16 protein-coding genes are annotated in these 19,788 nt (G+C 62.6%); 14 read left to right on the forward strand and 2 right to left on the reverse strand.

The window, feature by feature from the left end; translation table 11 throughout:
- Window positions 1–251 precede the first annotated feature (251 nt).
- Window positions 252–1,427 carry an FAD-dependent monooxygenase gene (locus AC6H34_RS23645; protein WP_497540419.1) on the reverse strand — a complete coding sequence of 392 codons (1,176 nt, stop codon included), beginning with the start codon at window positions 1,425–1,427 and terminating at the stop codon, window positions 252–254.
- Between the two features lie 58 nt (window positions 1,428–1,485).
- Here AC6H34_RS23645 and AC6H34_RS23650 point away from each other — a divergent pair, with 58 nt between their 5' ends.
- From AC6H34_RS23650 to AC6H34_RS23715, 14 genes are all read left to right on the forward strand, one after another.
- A complete protein-coding gene (locus AC6H34_RS23650) occupies window positions 1,486–2,652 on the forward strand; it encodes a D-alanyl-D-alanine carboxypeptidase family protein (RefSeq protein ID WP_497540420.1) in 1,167 nt (388 codons plus the stop codon).
- Window positions 2,649–3,296 (forward strand): dTMP kinase, encoded by a 648-nt coding sequence (gene tmk / locus AC6H34_RS23655; protein WP_448147399.1) that lies wholly within the window; start codon window positions 2,649–2,651, stop codon window positions 3,294–3,296. The genes AC6H34_RS23650 and tmk overlap by 4 nt, the downstream gene beginning before the upstream one ends.
- A complete protein-coding gene (locus AC6H34_RS23660) occupies window positions 3,293–4,333 on the forward strand; it encodes a DNA polymerase III subunit delta' (protein WP_448147400.1) in 1,041 nt (346 codons plus the stop codon). The genes tmk and AC6H34_RS23660 overlap by 4 nt, the downstream gene beginning before the upstream one ends.
- 215 nt (window positions 4,334–4,548) lie before the next feature.
- Window positions 4,549–6,114, forward strand: coding sequence for a methionine--tRNA ligase (gene metG / locus AC6H34_RS23665; protein ID WP_448147401.1), 1,566 nt, complete (start codon window positions 4,549–4,551; stop codon window positions 6,112–6,114).
- 2 nt (window positions 6,115–6,116) lie between these two features.
- Entirely contained in the window at window positions 6,117–6,917 is an 801-nt protein-coding gene (locus AC6H34_RS23670) for a TatD family hydrolase (protein WP_497541269.1), read from the forward strand.
- A 3-nt stretch (window positions 6,918–6,920) separates the two neighbouring features.
- The gene (locus AC6H34_RS23675) at window positions 6,921–7,733 is read left to right on the forward strand and encodes an MBL fold metallo-hydrolase (protein ID WP_497540421.1); all 813 of its coding nucleotides are present in this window, start codon (window positions 6,921–6,923) and stop codon (window positions 7,731–7,733) included.
- A 106-nt stretch (window positions 7,734–7,839) separates the two neighbouring features.
- Window positions 7,840–9,498, forward strand: coding sequence for a Na/Pi cotransporter family protein (locus tag AC6H34_RS23680; protein ID WP_497540422.1), 1,659 nt, complete (start codon window positions 7,840–7,842; stop codon window positions 9,496–9,498).
- 338 nt (window positions 9,499–9,836) lie between these two features.
- Entirely contained in the window at window positions 9,837–10,529 is a 693-nt protein-coding gene (locus AC6H34_RS23685) for a tellurite resistance TerB family protein (protein WP_497540423.1), read from the forward strand.
- A 387-nt stretch (window positions 10,530–10,916) separates the two neighbouring features.
- Window positions 10,917–11,777 (forward strand): S1C family serine protease, encoded by an 861-nt coding sequence (locus AC6H34_RS23690; protein ID WP_497540424.1) that lies wholly within the window; start codon window positions 10,917–10,919, stop codon window positions 11,775–11,777.
- A 30-nt stretch (window positions 11,778–11,807) separates the two neighbouring features.
- Window positions 11,808–12,824 (forward strand): AAA family ATPase, encoded by a 1,017-nt coding sequence (locus AC6H34_RS23695; RefSeq protein WP_497540425.1) that lies wholly within the window; start codon window positions 11,808–11,810, stop codon window positions 12,822–12,824.
- Window positions 12,799–13,776, forward strand: coding sequence for a DUF58 domain-containing protein (locus AC6H34_RS23700; RefSeq protein WP_497540426.1), 978 nt, complete (start codon window positions 12,799–12,801; stop codon window positions 13,774–13,776). The genes AC6H34_RS23695 and AC6H34_RS23700 overlap by 26 nt, the downstream gene beginning before the upstream one ends.
- Complete coding sequence (locus AC6H34_RS23705) at window positions 13,773–14,849, forward strand: VWA domain-containing protein (protein WP_497540427.1); 1,077 nt, start codon at window positions 13,773–13,775, stop codon at window positions 14,847–14,849. Before AC6H34_RS23700 ends, AC6H34_RS23705 begins: the two co-directional genes overlap by 4 nt.
- A 119-nt stretch (window positions 14,850–14,968) precedes the next feature.
- Window positions 14,969–15,862 (forward strand): universal stress protein, encoded by an 894-nt coding sequence (locus tag AC6H34_RS23710; protein ID WP_497540428.1) that lies wholly within the window; start codon window positions 14,969–14,971, stop codon window positions 15,860–15,862.
- Between the two features lie 108 nt (window positions 15,863–15,970).
- On the forward strand, window positions 15,971–17,152 hold the full coding sequence (locus tag AC6H34_RS23715) for an acetate/propionate family kinase (protein ID WP_497541270.1): 1,182 nt from the start codon (window positions 15,971–15,973) through the stop codon (window positions 17,150–17,152).
- A gap of 201 nt (window positions 17,153–17,353) precedes the next feature.
- On the opposite strand, the gene AC6H34_RS23720 is transcribed toward AC6H34_RS23715, so the two are convergent.
- A complete protein-coding gene (locus tag AC6H34_RS23720; protein ID WP_497540429.1) occupies window positions 17,354–19,726 on the reverse strand; it encodes a phosphoketolase family protein in 2,373 nt (790 codons plus the stop codon).
- Window positions 19,727–19,788: the final 62 nt, after the last annotated feature.

Raw genomic sequence — 19,788 nt, forward strand, 5'->3', positions numbered from 1 at the left:
TCCGTGCCATTTGGACCAAGGCATCTCCGGGTCTTCCAAGGCTGGCATTCGCTCACTCTCAATGTCAAAGCATAGCGAATTTTCGGCTGAAGTCGCATCAATTTTCGTTAAAACTGCAACTTCCATCGCATTTACATCGTGCAACGCGGTGAGACCTTGAGCCCACGGGTGTCAGGGCTCGCCGTAGCCTCGTCTTGCGTCACCAGCGATGTGTCCGCAGCCGCTGCTCGCAGACGGCGGGATGGGCGACTTTAATCCTCGACTGCGCGCGCAAGGCCCTGGCGCATAAGCGCCCGGCGCAGCGGGCCAACGCGCTCCAGCGCGTAGAGGCCGAGGCCCCGCAGTCCCTGCAGAGGGAACTGTCCGGACAGGAGCGAGCGGTTCAGCAGGTCGACGGCCGTGTGCCGGGTGCCGATATCCGCCCGCCTGGCCTTCGCATAGGCGGCGAGGACGGCGGGGTCGCCGGGATCGGAAGCGCCCTGCAATGCCTTGGCGAGCGCGGCGATGTCCCGAAGGGTCAGATTGAAGCCCTGTGCGCCGATGGGCGGCAGGACATGGGCAGCTTCGCCGATGAGGGCGATCCTCGGCCCCGCCTGCGATGTCGCCATCACCGTGCCCATCGGCCAGAGGGAGCGCGGCGAATCGATGGCGACATGACCCAGCAGAGCGTGGCTCTGCTTCTCTATCTCACGGGCCAGGGACGTGTCGTCGAGGGATTTCAGCGCCTCCGCCTTCTCGGGTGAGATGACCCATACGAGGCTCACGTGCCTGCCCGGAAGCGGCACGAGCGTGAAGGGTCCCGATTCTGTATGAAACTCCGTCGAGATGTCGCGATGATCGCGGCTGACCCGCAGATTAAGCGCAAGGGCTGTCTGCGGATAGTCGTGCCGGGTGGTCTCAATGCCGGCCGCCTGGCGAACTATTGAGTTGCGTCCGTCGGCGGCGATCACGAGGCTTGTTGTAACCGGGGAGGCACCCTCGACCGTCAGGCCGATATGCTCGCGCTCGATGTCCATGGCCAGCAGCCGTCCGGGCAGGTGGTCAATATCCAGGCCGGAAAGTTTCGCCAGCAGGGCTTCGGTCAACGCGCCGTTGGCGATGTTCCAGCCGAAGGCCTCCAGGCCGATCTCGTTGGCCTCGAACGCGACCGGTCTGGCACGGATCAGGCGCTGCGTCGCATCGAGGATGGTCATCACGCGCAGTGGAGCGGCGGCGGGGTTGTGGGCAATATCGACCCCTGCGCCAGCGAGCGCCTGGATGCTTCCGTCCAGCAGGGCCGTGGTGCGGGTATCGCCCGCGTTGCCGGGCGGCCCGATCAAGGTCACGGCGTGGCCCTGGGACCGCAGCACCAGGGCGCAGGCGAGGCCCGCCAGCCCTGCGCCGACGATTGCGATAGAAGGACGATTTAATTCATGATTGGCTGGCATGATGCGTGATGGACTTATCGCGCATTTTCGAGCGCGTCAAAGGGAGCTGTGATCGGTGATGCGAGGGGTGCTTCTCGGCCTCCTGATGGCAGCGCTGGCGCTGGTCGACCCACTGCGGGCGGAACCCTTCACGACCGGCGCGCCAGTCGCGTTTCTGATCGATACGACAACCGGAAGCGTACTTCTCGACAAGGGAGCGGACAAGCCGATCGAGCCCGCCGCCATGGCCAAGCTGATGACGATTGCCGTCGTGGCAGAGGCTCTTCGTGCCGCGGAGACCACGCGCGAGACCGAGTATGTGATTTCCGAGCAGACCTGGCGCAAAGGCGGCGCCCCTTCCGGAAGTGCCACCATGTTTGCGGCAGTGAAGAGCCGGGTTCAGGTCGACGATCTCCTGCGCGGCGTCATCGTTCAGGCTGCGAACGACGCTTGTCTCGCCCTTTCCGAAGGCCTGACAGGCCAGCCGGAAGGCCTTGTTCCCCGCATGAATGCGCTTGCGGCCAAAATCGGGCTGCAGCACTCGCAATTCCGCAATGTCACCGGCTTCGCCGACCCCGAACAGTTGACGACGGCGCGTGATCTCGCCCTGCTGCTGGCCTGGCTGCGCACGAACGAGCCCGAGATCTATGGGATCTACCAGGAGAAGGATTTCACCTGGAACAGGATCCGCCAGACCAATCGCAATCCGCTGCTCACGGCCAATCTCGGCGTGGACGCAGGCGTCACCGGCGCTTCCGAAACCGCCGGCTACGGCGTGATCGTATCGGCGGTGCATGGGGAGCAGCATTTTATCTTGGTGCTTCATGGAATGAAGTCGGTCAATGAGCGCGCTGCCGAAGCCAGGCGTGTGTTGGAGTGGGCCGAAGGATCCTTCCGGCCCGTAACGGTTTTCGGCAAGGACGAGAAGGTCGCCGAAGCCTCGGTGTTCGGCGGCGTGAGCGCCACGGTCTCCCTTGCCGCCGACCGGAACGTGGATCTCCTCGTGAACACACAGGACAAGGAGAAACTGAGCGCACGGATGCTCTATGATGGTCCGCTTGAGGCGCCCGTCCGAAAGGGCGCGCCGGTCGGACGTCTGCAAATCCAGCGGGAAGGCCAGGTGTCCCTGGAGATTCCCCTGCACGCGGCCGCGGATATTCCCACAGGCAGTCTTCCCCAGCGTGCATTCGGTGCTATCTACGAGTTGGGCGTCGGATTGGTACAGGGTGGACACGGCAGACGATGAGAGGCCGGTTTATTACGTTCGAAGGCGGAGAGGGGGTTGGAAAATCCACCCAGATCCGCCGGCTGGCCGCATCGCTGTCGGATTTCGGCATCGAGACCTTGCTCACCCGCGAGCCTGGCGGCTCCCCGCATGCCGAAAAGCTGCGGGAGGTTCTGCTGTCTGGTGGCGCCAGGCATTTCGGTCCGTTTGCCGAGACGATTCTCTTCAACGCCGCGCGTGATGATCATCTGGAAATGACGATCCGTCCCGCCCTGTCGAGGGGCATCTGGGTGTTGTGCGATCGCTTCATCGATTCCACCCGCGCCTATCAGGGCGTCCTCGGCGAAATCGAACCTGACGTCATCCGTTCCATGGAGCGGGTGGTGGTGGGAGATACGATACCTGATCTCACCCTCATTCTGGATCTGCCCGCAAGCGAAGGTCTGGCTCGCGCTCGCGCGCGCAGCGCAGTCGTCGATCGCTTCGAGGGGGAGGGACTGTCTTTTCACGAGAAGCTACGCGAAGCCTTTCTCGTCATTGCCGACTACGAGCCAAGGCGCTGCGCCGTCATCGACGCATCAGGAACCCAGGAGTCCGTGGCTGCTGCGATTCTCTCCATCGTCCGGCAGAGGCTCGGGTTGAACCGGGAACAGGCGCCGGCATGAGTGATCGCCCGGAAAGCGATGTGCTGCCTGACAGCCCGCACCCCCGCGAAACCGTTCGGCTCCTCGGCCAGGATGCCGGAGAGCAGTCGCTGCTCGCCGCCTACCTGTCGGGGCGCATCCATCATGCCTGGCTGCTGGGAGGCCCGGAAGGGATCGGCAAGGCGACCCTGGCCTATCGCATGGCTAAATTCGTCCTTACCAATCCGGATCCTGCCCGCATCGCGGGTGCCACGGACCTGTCCGTTCCCTCGGACGGGCATGCAGCGCGGCAGGTGGTGTCGCAGTCGCACGTCGATCTCACCGTTCTTCGCCGCCTGCCCAATGAGAAGACCAAGGGCTTCTACTCCAACATCCGCGTCGACGACGTGCGCGACGTCGTGCGTTTTCTCGGCTCCACGGCGGGAGCGGGAGGTTGGCGGATCGCCATCATAGACAGCGCCGAAGACCTGGCGCGCGAAGGCGCCAACGCGCTGCTGAAGGTGCTTGAGGAGCCGCCGCCGCGCGTGCTGTTCCTGATGATCTCGCACCAGCCGGCACGGCTTCTCCCCACCATCCGTTCCCGCTGTCGGCTTCTGACGCTCGAGACGCTGAGCCAAGCCGATGTGATCGCGGCAGCAGCGCAGGCGCGCCCCGATCTGGCGGCCGAGGCGATCGCCGCCGGCGCTGCCCTCGCGCAGGGCAGCGTGAGGCGAGCCCTGACGCTTGCGGACGGCGAGGGGGTGGCGCTCCATCGATCGCTGACTGACCTTTTAAGCAAGCTGCCGCGGATCGACGTGGCCGCCGCCCATGCCCTGGCTGATCGTTGCGCCAACAAGGCGGGCGATCAGAATTTCGCCCTCCTGCTCGATTTCATCGATGACTGGCTGCATCATCGCCTGCTTTCGGAACGCGGGCAGCCCCCTCATCGCCTTGCGCGCTGGGCGGAGGTATGGGAAAAAGCACGCAGCGCGGCGCGCGACGTCGAGGCCTACAACCTGGATCGTAAGCCGTTCGTGCTCTCAACCCTATCCATGCTCGCGGAGGCGTCAGCCGCCTGACCAACACCAGGCGGACGCGGCGCTCTTGCCGGCAAAGGGGCGGGGCAACGGCATTCTTCAGAAAGGTTGACAGACTTTTCGCGGGGAAAGTGCCTGAAATCAGTTTGCTGGAGCATGTTGCCGCCATGGTGTGCTCCATATCTAGTATCCCTGGCGTGCGGCCGGGCGGATGAAACCGCCGGGGGTTGCGCTCCACTGTAAGGAAGAGCGTTTCGATGGCCGACAAGGACACCTACTATATCACCACCGCGATCTCCTACCCGAATGGCCGGCCGCATATCGGCCACGCCTACGAGTTGATTGCCACGGACGCCATCGCCCGCTTCAAGCGGCTCGACGGCTACGAGGTATTCTTTCTCACCGGTACGGATGAGCATGGCCAGAAGATGCTGCAGACCGCCGCCAAGGAGGGGATGACGGCAGCGGCCCTCGCGGACAGGAACTCACGCTATTTCCTCGACATGGCGATGGCGCTCAACGCCTCGAACGACGACTTCATCCGCACCACCGAGGAGCGCCATTATCGCGCCAGCCAGGAAATCTGGGAGCGCATGGAGAAAGCTGGCGACATTTACCTGTCAAAATATTCCGGCTGGTATTCGGTGCGCGACGAGGCCTATTACGACGAGAAGGACCTTGCCCTCAATTCCGACGGCTCAAGAACGGTGATCGAGACCGGCACCAAGGTCGAGTGGGTGGAAGAAGAGAGTTATTTCTTCAAGCTGTCGGCGTTCCAGGACCGGCTCCTGAAGTTCTACGAGACTCATCCGGACTTCATCGGGCCGGAGGAGCGGCGCAACGAGATCCTGAGCTTCGTGCGCTCGGGCCTGCGCGACCTGTCGGTGAGCCGCACCACCTTCGATTGGGGTATTCCCGTCCCGGGCAATCCCAAGCATGTGATGTATGTCTGGGTCGATGCGCTGACCAACTACCTGACGGCAACGGGCTTTCCCGACAGTGGGGCCGAGCGTGCCAAGTTCTGGCCGGCAAGCGTGCACATCATCGGCAAGGATATCGTGCGCTTCCACGCGGTCTACTGGCCCGCCTTCCTGATGTCTGCCGGCCTGCCGCTGCCGCATCGTGTCTTCGGGCATGGCTTCCTGTTCAATCGCGGGGAGAAGATGTCGAAGTCGGTCGGCAATGTGATCGATCCCTTTACCCTGGCCTCGCATTACGGCGTGGACCAGCTGCGTTATTTCTTCCTGCGCGAAGTGCCTTTCGGCCAGGACGGAAATTACTCGCATGAGGGCATCGTCAACCGCATCAATGCCGACCTCGCCAACGATTTCGGCAACCTAGCCAATCGCTGCCTGAAGATGATCGCCGCCAATTGCGGGGGCAAGGTGCCGAGCCCAGGCGACCTGCTGCCCTCGGACCATCAGTTGCTGAAGCTGGCGGACGACCTCGTCTGGAAGGCGCGGGATTCGATCTACAGCTTCGCGCTCCATACCATTCTGGCCGATCTTTGGGCCGTGGTCGGCGAGGCGAACCGCTATTTCGCGGCGGAAGAGCCCTGGAAGCTGAAGTCGAGCGACGCCGGCCGCATGGAGACCGTGCTCTATGTCACCGCGGAAGTGGTGCGCCAGGTCGCGATCCTCGCCCAGCCGGTGATCCCGACGGGTGCCTCCAAGATGCTGGATCTGCTCGGCGTCCCCGGGGACGCGCGCGATTTCGCCTATCTCGGGGTCGATGGCCGCCTGTCGCCCGACACGGTACTGCCGGCGCCAGAGCCGGTCTTCCCGCGCTACGTCGAACCAACCGATGCGGCAGCCAAGGCATGAGCATGCTGATCGACAGCCACTGCCATCTCGATTTTCCCGATCTCCAGGGCGAGATCGAGGAGGTGGTGTCGCGTGCCCGCACCGCAGGTGTCGGTCGCATGATCACGATTTCCACCCGGATCCGTCAGTTCGACCGCATCCGGGCCCTCATCGAGCGCTTCGACGATGTCTACGGTTCGGTGGGCACGCATTGCCTGCACGCCCACGAGGAGGATGATATTCCACTCGAGACGATCGTCGAGCTTGCATGCCATCCGAAGGTGGTGGCTATCGGTGAGGCGGGTCTCGACTATCACTACGACTATGCACCTCGTGATGTACAGGAACGCGGGTTCCGCAAGCACATCGCCGCTGCGCGCCAGACGGGCCTGCCGTTGGTGATACATGCCCGCCAGGCGGATCAGGATATCGGCGACATTCTGGAGGAAGAAATGGGGAAGGGGGCTTTCAGCGCCGTCCTTCATTGCTATTCCTCCGGTGTCGAACTGGCCCGGCGAGGCCTTGCGCTGGGCTTCTATGTCTCCTTTTCCGGCATCCTGACCTTCAAGACCGCGGAGGAGATCCGCGAGATCGCAAGGTTCGTGCCGCATGACCGCCTGCTGGTGGAAACGGACGCTCCCTATCTCGCGCCGACGCCGTTCCGTGGCAAGCGCAACGAGCCGGCCTATGTGGCGAACACCGCGCGGGTGCTGGCGCAGACGATCGGCCTAGGCGAGAGCGAGATGGCGGCCATGACGACCGAGAACGCATTCCGGCTGTTTTCCAGGATGCCGCGTCCTGACGGCCTGAAGGCGGCGGCCTGACGCATGGCTCTGACGGCGACATTACTGGGCTGTGGATCTTCGGGAGGCGTTCCTCGGGTTGGCTTCGGCTGGGGCAGTTGCGACCCCACGGAGCCGCGAAATCGCCGGCGGCGCTGTTCACTTCTCCTGGAACAGGACGGGCCCGAAGGACGCACCACGGTTCTCATCGACACCGGCCCGGACGTGCGCCAGCAGTTGCTGGACGCCGACGTGAAGCATATCGATGCCGTGCTCTACACCCATGAGCATGCCGATCACACCCATGGCATCGACGATCTGCGCGTGCTGGCGCTCTATCAGCGCAGCCTCGTCGATATCTATGCCGACCAGCGTACGGCTTCGCTGCTGCGGATGCGTTTTGCCTATTGCTTCGAGACACCGCCCGGCTCGAGTTATCCGCCCATCCTGACGCTGAACATGATGTCGATCGGGGAGATGGTGAGCGTCGGCGGCGCGGGCGGCTTCATCCGGGCCTTGCCGTTCGACCAGGACCACGGCGATATCCAATCGCTTGGATTTCGCATTGGAAATTTCGCTTATTCCAGTGACGTCAATGGTTTGTCATCCGAAAGCGAGAAATTTCTTCAGGGCCTGGACGTATGGATCGTCGATGCCTTGCGCCCGCAGCCTCATCCGAGCCATTGGTCTCTTTCCGAGGCGCTGGAGTGGATCGAAAAGTTGAAGCCCAAGCGTGCCATTCTCACCAACATGCACACCGACATGGATTACCGCGCCTTGCTGCAGACGTTGCCCGAAGGCGTCGAGCCCGGTTACGACGGCATGCGCATCGGCGTCGAGGTTCTTGAAACAGTTTGACCGAACGCGTCAAATTGTGACGGTAATGTACATGTTGTTTCAATTGCTTATGTGATAAATTCCCCTCTGTTGTCATAAAGGGATTCGTTCCCGGGGAATTGTTCGGTTGGCCGATCAGCACGTCTTTCTCAATCTTCTCGCCGGTGTTGCGCTCCTTCTGTGGTCCACGCGTCTGGTCAAGACGGGCATCATGCGGGCCTTTGGCGAGAAGTTGCGGGGCGTGATCGCAAGGGCCACGTCCAACCGCTTTTCGGCGTGCCTCGCCGGCGCGGGCGTTGCCGCGGTCTTGCAGAGTTCGACCGGCTCCACACTTCTAGTGATGTCCTTTGTCGAGCGGGGGTTCCTCACGCTCGCAATGGCCCTTGCCGTCCTTCTCGGCAGCAATGTGGGTACGACGCTGGTGGTTCAGGCCATGTCGTTCGACCTGTCTGCCCTGATGCCCGTCCTGATCACGGCTGGCGTTGCGCTGTTCATGATCGGCCGTTCCTCCGGGGCCCAGAACATCGGCCGTGCGATGATCGGGCTCGGGCTGATGATTCTCTCGCTTCACCTCGTCGTCGGCGTTGCGGAGCCGATACGCCAGAGTGATATCATGACGCTCATCTTCGAGCGGTTGAACGGCCAGCCCTGGGCCGCGCTCCTCATCGGGGCGGCTCTGGCATGGCTCGTTCATTCCAGCATCGCCATCCTGCTCCTGGTCATCTCGCTTGCCGGGGCAGGGGTGGTGGGCGTACCGCTCGCGCTTGCCCTGACGCTCGGTGCCAATATCGGTTCAGGCCTTGCGCCGCTCGGCCTGTCGCTTGCAGCTCCCGTCGAGGTGCGCCGGGCACTGATCGGCAATCTCGGCACGCGGGTGGCGGGCGCACTCGTGCTCCTTCCCCTGCTGTCCGTCGTCCAGCCCTGGCTTGCGGGACTGGAGAGCGACAGCGCGCGCCAGATCGCGAACTTCCACGTGGGCTTCAACCTCTTGTTGCTCGCGGTCTTCCTCCCATTCGTGACCCAGACGGCCAGGCTGCTCGAAAGGCTCGTTGCTGCTCCGGAGGCTCCAATCAGCGAGCGCCCTTCGCCGGTGCTGGATGAGGCGGATTTCGACAGCCCTTCGGTTGCCCTGGTCGCGGCGTCGCGCGAGGTGATAAGGCTGGCCGAGCTGGTGGAGATCATGCTGCGGGAATCGATCATAACCTTTGAGGAACATGACGATTCCCGGCGCAAGCAGATCAGCCAGCTGGACCATCAGGTCGATCAGCTCCAGGAGAACATCAAGCTTTATCTGACGCGGCTGACGCGCACGCCGCTGGACAAGAGCATGAGCCGCAAGGCGTTCGAGCTCATCCTGTTCACAACGAATCTCGAACATGTCGGCGATATTCTCGACAAGACGCTCCTCGAACTCGCAGCCAAGAAACAACGCCTCAATCTGAGTTTTTCCAATGAGGGCTGGGCGGAGATCCAGGCCATGCATCGGGAGGTCGTGGCCCAGATGCGCCTCGCCATTACCGTGTTCATGACGCAGGATACCGAAATGGCCCGCCGCCTCGTTGAGGCCAAGGATCACATTCGCAATTTCGAGCGGTCCGCGGCCGAGAGCCATCTCAACCGCCTGCGCGCAGGCACGCTTGCTTCCATCGAGACGAGTTCGCTCCATATGGACGTGATCCGCGACCTCAAGCGTATCGTGGCCCACCTGACCGCCGTGGCCTATCCAATCCTGGAAGCGGAGGGCGTGCTGTCCACCTCGCGCCTGAAAATGAAAAAGACAGGATAGTAAGCCATTACAAAGGATTATAAGGTAATGTTAATTCGATATAGGACATTCCTCATACTCCGTATCGGAGCGCTTTACGGCGCGAGAAGGCACTTTCTCGCGTCTCATTCAGTTGATACACGTATTTGAAAAATAATATAAGTTATTGTATTTATTATATTTGTAGGATTTATCGCTGATCTTCTTCGGCTTTCATGACCAAGATTTCATCCGGGAAGCCTTGAAGGTGTCCCTATCTTGCTTCCACATCCGGTGCTCTCGGACGCCGATACTGGCGCGACGCCCCGGCGTCTACGACGGCGGCGGGCGAGAGAGCTTGTAACGGAGCGAAGGACGTCATGGATCTGAACAGCCTGCTGGGACGAGTACTGAATGCCGGTGGTCAAATTCTCGATACTCCCGGAAAGAAGATGGCAGCAGGAGGAGCCGCGGCCGGCATTCTCCTCACCGAGACTGGTCGCGATCTTGCCGGCGCGGCTCTGAAGTATGGCGGCATTGCCGCCATCGGCGCCCTGGCCCTTCATGCCTGGCAGCGCAGCCAGGAAACTCCGGCGCACGGTACCGTCGCCTCACAGGGCACCGGGCCGGATCCAGCGCCAGCGGGAGGCGAATTCCCGCCGGCTCCGGCCTTGCCGCCCCAAGCCTCGGCGCCTGGGGCGGCGGGATCCATTCCCGATCAAGGGCATGCAACATTGCTGCTCAAGGCCATGGTGAACGCCGCCAAGGCGGATGGCAGCGTCGACGTCGAGGAGCAGAGCCTCATCCTGAGCCATGCCGACAGGCTGAATCTGTCCGATGAAGAGCGCAGTTTCCTGTTCCAGGAACTCAGCAGGCCGTTCGACATGGAGCCGATCGTGGCCGGAGCGACCGCGCCGGAAATCGCAGCGGAAATCTATGCCGTCTCCCGCATTGCGGTCGGTGCGGCATCTCCGGCGGAGAACTCCTATCTCCTTGTCCTCGCTGGCCGATTAAAGCTTCCCGAGGCGGTGACTCGCGAACTCGACAGCAATCTGGCAACCTCTGCCGGCTGAGGTGCCGCCGCGACCCTTGCGTGCTCGACGGGCCCAGGTGACGGGCAAAGAGTAAGGGGCGGAATTGACCGAATGGCAAAATTCCGAGCGTCTTCAAAAGGATCGGAACGATAGCGAGGTGGTCACGTTTAAGAGAGCAGCGCTGTTTTATTGTCGATTTCACTTGGCGAAAGAGCACCGCGGCACCTAGCCTCTCGAGATATGGTGCAGCTGGAGCGGACTTGAGCCATGCGAAGGCGGTCACTCTACAGCAGATCCGGCAAGGCCCGGACAGCAGCCGGATCACGCTGGGATGCTCCGGGAGGGATCACGCCCGTCTATGTGGCAGGGCAGGCGGAGGATCCGCGGCCAAACCGGTGGCAACGTGTGGGGGCCTGGAGAGGTGCGATGCTGGGTCGGCATCGCGGCAAGGCTCTCCTCGCTGCAAGTGGCTTGTTGAGCATGGCGATCGTAGGCGCTCATGCCTTGTTGTGGCCCGTTCAGCACCTGACCCAGGCCCGGCTCGACCAGGCGGTGAACTATGCGCTGGACCGTCGGCCGGAGGAACCCGCTACCGCTTCGGTCGCCTACGCGCACATCATTCCCTCGGTGGTGCGCATCGATGGCTATGACCCGATGGCTCCCAATGAATCCGGCAGCCCGGACGATCGTTCCCATCCAGGCAATCCGAATGCGCCACTCCAAGGCAACAGTGCCTTGCCGGGCTACAAGAACACCGCCGTCGGGGGCGGCGTGGTGATCGACGATACAGGAAGTGTCCTAACGGCGCTCCACGTGGCTGTTGCCGCCCCAAGGCTGCGTGTCATCTTCGCGGACGGCACCCAGGCCAATGTCACGATAGCCGCCGCCGACAAGCGCAACGATATGGCGGTGCTCAAGCCCGACCGCATACCCGATGACCTGCAGCCGGCGACGCTGGCCTCCACCCGGGACCTGCGGCCGGGCGATGACGTCCAGGCGGTCGGTTTTCCATTCGGCATCGGGCCATCGGCGTCGGCAGGCATAGTCTCGGGGCTCAAGCGTGAATTCGAAGGTGGCGGCAAGACCCGGCTTTCCAACCTGATCCAGTTCGACGCCGCGGCCAATCCCGGTAATTCGGGTGGCCCCTTGGTCAATCGTCATGGCGAGGTGATCGGCATCGTGGACGCGATCGTCAACCCGTCGGGCGCCCGCACCTTTGCCGGCATAGGCTTTGCAGTGCCAATCGAGAACGCCATGCAGGGAACCATAGGAGAGTCGCCGCTCTAGGAGCTGTTTCGATGTCGCACGGAGAACCAGATGGCCGAACACCCGGATGATGCCGCCACCGCCGCCTCGCTGATGGAGAAGATCCTCTACGAAGTGAAGAAGGTGGTGGTCGGGCAGGACCACTTCCTCGAACGCGTGCTGGTGGCCCTTCTGGCACGTGGCCATCTCCTGGTCGAAGGCGTGCCGGGACTTGCCAAGACGCTGACCGTCAACACCCTGGCCCAGGCCATGCAGGGCAGCTTCAAGCGTATCCAATTTACGCCCGATCTCGTACCCGCGGATCTCGTCGGCACTCGCCTCTACAACCAGAAGACGGGCGACTTCTCGACATCGCTGGGACCGGTATTCTGCAATCTGCTGCTGGCGGACGAGATCAACCGCGCCCCGGCCAAGGTACAGAGCGCGCTGCTGGAGGTGATGCAGGAGCGTCAGGTCACCATAGCCGGGGAGACCCACAAGGTGCCGAACCCATTCGTCGTGATGGCGACCCAGAACCCTATCGAGACCGAGGGGACCTATCCGCTGCCGGAGGCACAGGTCGACCGCTTCATGATGAAGGTGCTGGTCAGTTATCCGTCCGCCGAGGAGGAGTTCGTGATCGTCTCGCGCGTCACAGGAGCCGCGAGCGAGGTTGCCAGGGTGGCCACGACGGATCAGCTTGGGGCGTTGCAGGTACGCTGCCGGTCCCTGTTCGTCGACCCCTCGCTGATCCAGTTCGCCGTGAAGGTGGTGGGCGCGACGCGCAATCCCTCGCGGGCCGGACTAGCCGATGCAGCCAGGCTGATAACCTACGGCGCCAGTCCGCGAGCATCGATCGGGATGATCGAGGCCGGGCGCGCCCTCGCTTTCCTGCGGGGCCGCGACTACGTGCTGCCGGAGGACATCCTGGACGTCACCGCCGACGTCCTCCGTCACCGCATCGTGCTGTCCTATGAGGCCCTGGCGGAGGAAGTGACCGCCGACGACATCATTCTGCGCATCCTGAAGGCCGTGCCCGCGCCCGAAAAGCCGTTGGAGGGTCATGTCCAGTTCGCCGCATCAGCCTGAGGCCCTCCTGAGGCGCCTTGAATGGACCGTCATCCGGCGGCTGGACGGCCTGTTGCAGGGCGACTATCGCACGCTGTTTCGCGGCTTCGGCCTCGATCTGGCGGATCTCAGGGAATATCAGCCGTTCGACGATGTGCGGCACATCGATTGGAACGTGACGGCGCGCACGCAAACTCCCCATGTCCGGGTCTTCAACGAGGATCGTGAGGTCACGGCCTGGCTGCTGCTGGACATCAGTCCCTCCGTGGATTTCGGAAGCGCCGAGGTGAGCAAGCGGCAGGTTCTCGGCGAGTTCGCTGCAGTGCTGGCGCGCCTGCTCACGCGCCGCGGCAACAAGGTTGGCGCCATCCTTCACAACGGCCTTGATGATTTGGTCATGTCTCCCGCTTCCGGACGACGCCATGTTCTCAATCTCATCGAGCAGGTGTTTTCCCGGCCACGGCCGCTGCACGCCCCGCAGACGGACCTCGGGGCTTTCGTCCGGCGCTCGGTGAATGTCATCCGCCGCCGATCCCTGGTGTTCGTGGTTTCGGATTTCATTTCCCGGCCGGGGTGGGAAGGGGCTCTCTCGCAACTCTCGCGCCGACACGAGGCAATAGTCGCACGATTGGTCGATCCGCTCGACATGACCTTGCCGGACATCGGCCTCCTGGCCTTCCAGGACCCCGAGACAGGCGAACAGCTTTTCGTCGACACAGCCGACAAGCGTTTCCGCATGCGTTTTTCGACGGTCGCGGCGCATGCCGAGGAGGCACAGCTCGAGGCCTTTGACGCAGCTGGTATCGACGTTCTGGAACTCTCTACTGGCGAGGACCTGATAGACGCGGTCCTGCGTTTCATGGAACTGCGCAAGGCTTGGACGCGACTGCGAAGCGGCGGGGGAATGCCTGCCCATCTGACGTCGCGGCCGGATGGCAATCGGTCTTCGGTCGGCAAGGGAGGCGCGCCGTGACCTTCATCTGGGCCGATGCCTTGTGGCTGTTGCTGCTGCTCCCCTTGCTGGTGGCCGCTTATCTATGGCTGTTGAGGCGCAGGAAGCTGATATCGGTGCGATACGCCAATATGGCGCTGGTGAAACAGGCGATTGGCTCCGGGCTGAACTGGCGGCGGCACCTTCCGCCTGCGCTGCTCCTGATCGCCATTGCCATGCTGCTCGTTGCCGTGGCCCGGCCGGCCGCGATCTTGACGCTGCCCTCCAACAGAGCGGTCGTCATTCTCGCAATGGATGTTTCAGGATCGATGCGGGCTCAGGATATTGCGCCCAACCGCATCGTGGCCGCCCAGACGGCCGCCAAGCAGTTCATCGCCGACCTGCCGGGCGATGTGGAAATCGGCATCGTGGCCTTCGCTTCCACGGCTTTGCTGGTGCAGGTCCCTACGATCGATCGAAGCGCGCTGAACGACGCCATCGACCGCTTCCAGCTGAGGCGCGGGACGGCGATCGGGGACGGCATCCTGATTTCCCTGGCGACGATATTTCCCGAGGACAGGTTCGACGTTTCCCCCGGCAGCTCAACCAATGCGGCCATGGACCAGCTTGGAACTCCGATGAATTCCGGTCCCGCCAGCCGCTCGCTCGACGACCAGACACAGTCGCCCCGCACCGAGCATGTTCCCGTACCGCCCGGCTCCTACAGCAACGCCGTGATCGTCCTGCTGACCGACGGGGCAACGACGACCGGGCGTGATCCCATCCAGAGCGGGCAGGTCGCGGCGGATTACGGCGTAAAGACTTATACGGTGGGCTTCGGCTCGCCGGACGGCAGCGTCGTGGACATGGGAGGGTTCTCAATGCGGGCCCTTCCTGACCTCGATACGCTCAAGAAGATTGCCGGCATGACGAACGGCGAGTTCTTTGATGCCCAGTCGGCCGACGACCTGACCAAGGTCTACAAGACCCTGTCGACCAAAGTGACCGGCGAGCGCAAGCTGACCGAAATATCGTTCATCCTGGCCGGGATCGGGGCGATCCTGACCCTGGCGGCAAGCGGCCTGTCGATGTTGTGGTTCGGGCGTGTCGCCTGAGGCTGCCTAACCACCGGGACATGATGATCTTGAGGCAGATCAAGGCGGTTCGGCGTAGGGCGGTCCACATTGTCCCATCACCGAGATGCCGTGTCCGGCAATAGATCATGGAGACAGACATGAATGACGCATCTTCGTCCCCTCGCTCGCTCACCAATGGAGCCTTGCGGTACCCGGTTCACTATCAGGACGTGATGGTGCACCTCGATGGTGGAGAGGAAGACGAGATCCGCATCGCTCATGCTGAAATGCTGGCCGACCTTGCCGGTGGCCGCTTGACGGGCATGTTCACCAATCCTCTTCCCGACATGGCGCTCTATGCCAGCGAGCAAGGAACCATGGCCGTAGCCGAGCTTACGGAGACGATCAGGGAGCAGGGCAAGGCTATAAACAAAAAGTTGCAGGAACGCTTCCAACGTATTGGTGTACCGAATGAAGTCAGGACATTGGAGGACGTGTCTGCGTTCCTTTCCGAGCGGATCGTCACCGAAGCTCGCTGGGCCGATCTCTTCGTGGCCTCCTGTCCCTATCACGAGGAAGCCCTCCACGACTGGGACAGCCTGGTCGAAAGCGTGATGTTCGAGGCCGGTCACAGCATCTATCTGGTGCCACGCGGCGTGAAGCCGCGCAGCGAGATCCGTACCGTGATGATCGCATGGCTCGACACGAAGGAGGCGGCGAGGGCCATCGCCGAGGCGCTGCCTCTCCTGAAGCTTGCGACCAAGACCGAGCTGGTCACCGTTCACGAACCCGAGAAGGGACGCATGGACGGTGCCGAGGCGCTTGCCGACATCGCGGCGCATCTCTCGCATCATGGGATCGACACCACGGTCACCATCGTGCGCCCGAAGGAAAACGTCGCCGCGGCCCTGCTGGATCAGGCTCATCGGATTTCCGCCGACGTGATCGTGTCCGGAGCCTACGGACATTCGCGTTTCCGTGAATGGATCCTAGGCGGTGCCACGCAGGATCTGATCCGTCACACGGACTTGCCCTTGTTCATGGCACATTGAGGAGGCCCGCCGGGCGGCGTTGCGAAGAGTTGCTGCTGGTTTTCAGCCGGGAACGATGCGACAAGCAGGCCCGCGGCGCCAAAATCGATGCTGCACGCCAACGGACCCATGATGCCTGACCGCTTTCTGCTGACCTTCAATCCCGGCTCCTCGACCATCAAGCTCGGCCTCTTCGCGATTGGAGGAGAAGGGGCGCGGCGCGTCGGCAAAGGTGTCGTGGACCTGCGCAAGCAGCCCCTTATCCTGCATTTCTCGAAGGACGGCGAAGAAATCCAGGTGGCGCTACAGGCACCTCTCAGCGAGGATTTCCACGAGGTGCTCGACGAAATGCTCGGTTGGCTCTCAGGGCATTTCGCACTCGATAACCTCGCTGGAATCGGTCACCGCGTCGTGCACGGCGGCGAGCGCTTCACTGCAGCCGCGCGGATCGATGAAGCAAGTCTCAGCGCGATCGAGGCACTAGTTCCTCTGGCCCCGTTGCACCAGCCCCAAAGCGTGCGCCTCATCCGGGCACTGCTCCGGCTTCGCCCGCATTTGCCGCAGGTTGCCAGCTTCGACACAGCCTTTCATGCCACGCAGTCCGATCTCGTGCGCCGCTTTGCGCTGCCGCGCGAACTGCATGATCGCGGCATCAAGCGCTATGGCTTCCACGGCCTCTCCTACCGGTTCATCGCCCGCGAACTCGAACAGCGTTTTCCTCGACTCGCCGCGGGCCGAGTCGTGGTGGCACATCTGGGCAGCGGCGCCAGCCTTTGCGCGCTCGAAGGAGGTCTCAGCCGCGATACCAGCATGGGATTTTCGACTCTCGACGGCATTCCCATGGCGACGCGTTGCGGCATTCTCGATCCCGGCGTGCTGCTCCATCTGCTAGGCCAGGAACACTGGCAGGCCGGCGATGTCGAGGACATGCTCTACCACAAGTCGGGGCTGCTCGGCGTCTCGGGCATCAGCGGCGATACGCGTGTCCTGCTGGAGAGCGCCGGGAGCGAGGCCAGCGAAGCCCTGGATCTCTTTGCCCTGCGCGTTGCCGGTGAGATCGCCAGGCTTGCCTCCACGCTCGGCGGCCTCGACGGTCTCGTCTTCACCGCCGGCATCGGCGAACACCAGCCCCCTATCCGGGCCGGAATCTGCAAGCGGCTCGCCTGGCTGGGGGCAGTTCTCGACAGTTCGGCCAACGATGCCAATGCCACGCTCGTCTCCTCGCATGACAGCAGGGTGCAGGTTCTCGTCATTCCCACTGACGAAGAACAGATCATCGCCGACGAGACGTTGTCGTTGTTGACGGCCTAAGCAAAACGCGCTCAGGTCGAACCACTATTCCAGTATAACATACAGAAATCACAAGCATTTTTAGATTCATGGCGCTTTCGTCTGCAAGCGAAATGCACCAGCGCCGCAGCCCTTCCGTCTTGCCGGTGACTGCGGTGCGACAAGCATCGGGCCCGGCTCAGGGAGCACGGGCCCGACGCGGTACTTCCCTTCGGGTGCGGCCTAAGCTGCCTTGTAGGGCCATACCCAGTTCTTGATCTCGGGCATGTCGTCGCCATGGCGACGGACATATTCCTCATGCTCGATCAGCTTGTGCTGAAGGGCCTGCTTGACGTGGGCGGCGCGCGGCAGGAGGCCGGGCACGTGGTCGATGGCGGCGATGGCGAGATGGAAGCGATCGAGCTCATTCATCACCGTCATATCGAAGGGAGTGGTCGTCGTCCCTTCTTCGATGAAGCCGCGCACATGGAAATTGGCGTGGTTGGTGCGCTTATAGGTGAGGCGATGAATGAGGTAGGGATAGCCGTGATAGGCGAAGATCACCGGCTTGTCCTTGGTGAAGAGGCCGTCGAACTCGTGGTTGCTCAACCCGTGCGGATGCTGGGATGGATCCTGCAGGGCCATGAGATCCACGACATTGACGACGCGGATCTTCAGCTGCGGGCAGTGCTGGCGCAGCAGGTCGACGGCGGCCAGGGTCTCCAGCGTCGGAATATCGCCCGCGCAGGCCATCACCAGATCCGGCTCGTCATCCTGGTCGTTGCAGGCAAAGTCCCAGAGGCCGATGCCGGCCCGGCAATGCCGGATGGCGCTTTCCATGTCGAGCCATTGAGCCGCCGGCTGCTTGCCTGCCACGATGACGTTGATGCGGTTGTAGGTGTCGAGGCAATGATCGCCCACCCACAGCAGCGTGTTGGCATCCGGCGGCAGGTAGATGCGCACGATGTCAGCCTTCTTGTTGGCGACGAGATCGACGAAGCCGGGATCCTGATGGCTGAAGCCGTTATGGTCCTGCCGCCAGACATGGGAGGTGAGCAAGTAGTTCAGCGAGGCGATCGGCTGGCGCCAGGCGAGGTCGCGCGAGACCTTCAGCCATTTGGCGTGCTGGTTGAACATGGAGTCGACGATGTGGATGAAGGCCTCGTAGCAGGAGAAGAAGCCATGGCGCCCGGTGAGCAGGTAGCCCTCCAGCCAGCCCTGGCAGAGATGTTCGCTGAGGATCTCCATGACGCGCCCGTCCGGGGACAGATGCACGTCCTCCGGGATCCTCGGTTCCATCCAGGTCCTGTCCGTGACATCGAAGACGGCATCCAGCCTGTTGGAGGCGGTCTCATCCGGCCCGACAATGCGGAAATTGCGCGCTTCCGCATTGAGACGCATGACTTCCCGAAGATAGTTGCCGAGTATGCGGGTGGATTCGACCTGCGTTGCGCCGGGCGCGGTAACCGGGACGGCAAAGTCGCGGTAATCCGGGCGTTGGAGATAGTGCCTCAGGCTGCCATTCGTGTTGGGATTGGAGCCCATGCGTCGCGCACCGGCAGGTGCCAGGGCGCGCAGCTCTGGAAGCAGCCGGCCCTTCTCGTCGAACAGCTCCTCCGGCTTGTAGCTCTTCATCCAGACTTCCAACAGGGCGAGGTGGCCGGGTTTCTCGGCGATGCCGCTCAGCGGCACCTGGTGGGACCGCCAGAACCCTTCCGTCTTGAGGCCGTCCACCTCCTTCGGGCCGGTCCAGCCCTTGGGACTGCGCAGGATGATCATGGGCCAGCGCGGGCGTTCGGCGGACCCGCCGGATCGAGCCTTCTCCTGTATCGCGCGGATCCGCGCGAAGGTTTCGTCGAACGTCTTCGCCATCGCCTGATGCATCAGGGCAGGGTCCGAGCCCTCGACGAAGAAGACTTCGTGTCCCAGACCTTCGAAGAGCTTGCGGATCTCCTCGTCTTCGAGACGCCCGAGAATAGTCGGACCGGCGATCTTGTAGCCGTTGAGATGCAGGATCGGCAGCACGGCGCCGTCATGCGCGGGATTGATGAACTTGTTCGAATGCCAGGAAGCGGCGAGGGGACCTGTCTCGGCCTCGCCGTCGCCGACCACGCAGGCAACGATCAGGTTCGGATTGTCGAAGGCCGCGCCATAGGCGTGGACAAGGGCATAGCCGAGTTCACCGCCTTCATGAATGGAGCCTGGCGTGTCGGGCGAGGCGTGGCTGGGAATACCGCCGGGAAAGGAAAACTGCTTGAACAGGCGGCGAATGCCTTCCTCGTTCTCGCTGATCGCCGGATAGATTTCGGAATAGCTGCCTTCGAGGTAGGTGTTGGCCACCATGGCGGGACCGCCGTGGCCAGGACCGCAGACGAAGATGACGTCGAGGTCGTCGCGGCGAATGATGCGGTTGAGATGGGCATAGAGAAAATTGAGACCGGGCGTGGTGCCCCAATGACCCAGCAGGCGCGGCTTGACGTGGTCCAGCTTGAGGGGTTCGCGCAGCAGCGGATTGTCCATCAGATAGATCTGTCCCACCGACAGGTAATTGGCCGCGCGCCAGTATCGATCGATGAGGGAGAGGTCTTGTTGGCTCAGTGCCTGCGCCTTGGTCATCAGGTCGTCTCCATATTCCATGGTGTAATATGACTTAATCTGAACGAGTTCCGTGTCAGGCG

Source organism: Labrys sp. ALF-8 (assembly GCF_059699065.1).

What these genes read in the sequence shown, in the direction of transcription:
- AC6H34_RS23645 (WP_497540419.1), bottom strand. Translation starts at nt 1,427, where the DNA reads ATGCCAGCCAATCATGAATTAAATCGTCCTTCTATCGCAATCGTCGGC.
- AC6H34_RS23650 (WP_497540420.1), top strand. Translation starts at nt 1,486, where the DNA reads ATGCGAGGGGTGCTTCTCGGCCTCCTGATGGCAGCGCTGGCGCTGGTC.
- tmk (WP_448147399.1), top strand. Translation starts at nt 2,649, where the DNA reads ATGAGAGGCCGGTTTATTACGTTCGAAGGCGGAGAGGGGGTTGGAAAA.
- AC6H34_RS23660 (WP_448147400.1), top strand. Translation starts at nt 3,293, where the DNA reads ATGAGTGATCGCCCGGAAAGCGATGTGCTGCCTGACAGCCCGCACCCC.
- metG (WP_448147401.1), top strand. Translation starts at nt 4,549, where the DNA reads ATGGCCGACAAGGACACCTACTATATCACCACCGCGATCTCCTACCCG.
- AC6H34_RS23670 (WP_497541269.1), top strand. Translation starts at nt 6,117, where the DNA reads ATGCTGATCGACAGCCACTGCCATCTCGATTTTCCCGATCTCCAGGGC.
- AC6H34_RS23675 (WP_497540421.1), top strand. Translation starts at nt 6,921, where the DNA reads ATGGCTCTGACGGCGACATTACTGGGCTGTGGATCTTCGGGAGGCGTT.
- AC6H34_RS23685 (WP_497540423.1), top strand. Translation starts at nt 9,837, where the DNA reads ATGGATCTGAACAGCCTGCTGGGACGAGTACTGAATGCCGGTGGTCAA.
- AC6H34_RS23690 (WP_497540424.1), top strand. Translation starts at nt 10,917, where the DNA reads ATGCTGGGTCGGCATCGCGGCAAGGCTCTCCTCGCTGCAAGTGGCTTG.
- AC6H34_RS23695 (WP_497540425.1), top strand. Translation starts at nt 11,808, where the DNA reads ATGGCCGAACACCCGGATGATGCCGCCACCGCCGCCTCGCTGATGGAG.
- AC6H34_RS23700 (WP_497540426.1), top strand. Translation starts at nt 12,799, where the DNA reads ATGTCCAGTTCGCCGCATCAGCCTGAGGCCCTCCTGAGGCGCCTTGAA.
- AC6H34_RS23710 (WP_497540428.1), top strand. Translation starts at nt 14,969, where the DNA reads ATGAATGACGCATCTTCGTCCCCTCGCTCGCTCACCAATGGAGCCTTG.
- AC6H34_RS23715 (WP_497541270.1), top strand. Translation starts at nt 15,971, where the DNA reads ATGATGCCTGACCGCTTTCTGCTGACCTTCAATCCCGGCTCCTCGACC.
- AC6H34_RS23720 (WP_497540429.1), bottom strand. Translation starts at nt 19,726, where the DNA reads ATGACCAAGGCGCAGGCACTGAGCCAACAAGACCTCTCCCTCATCGAT.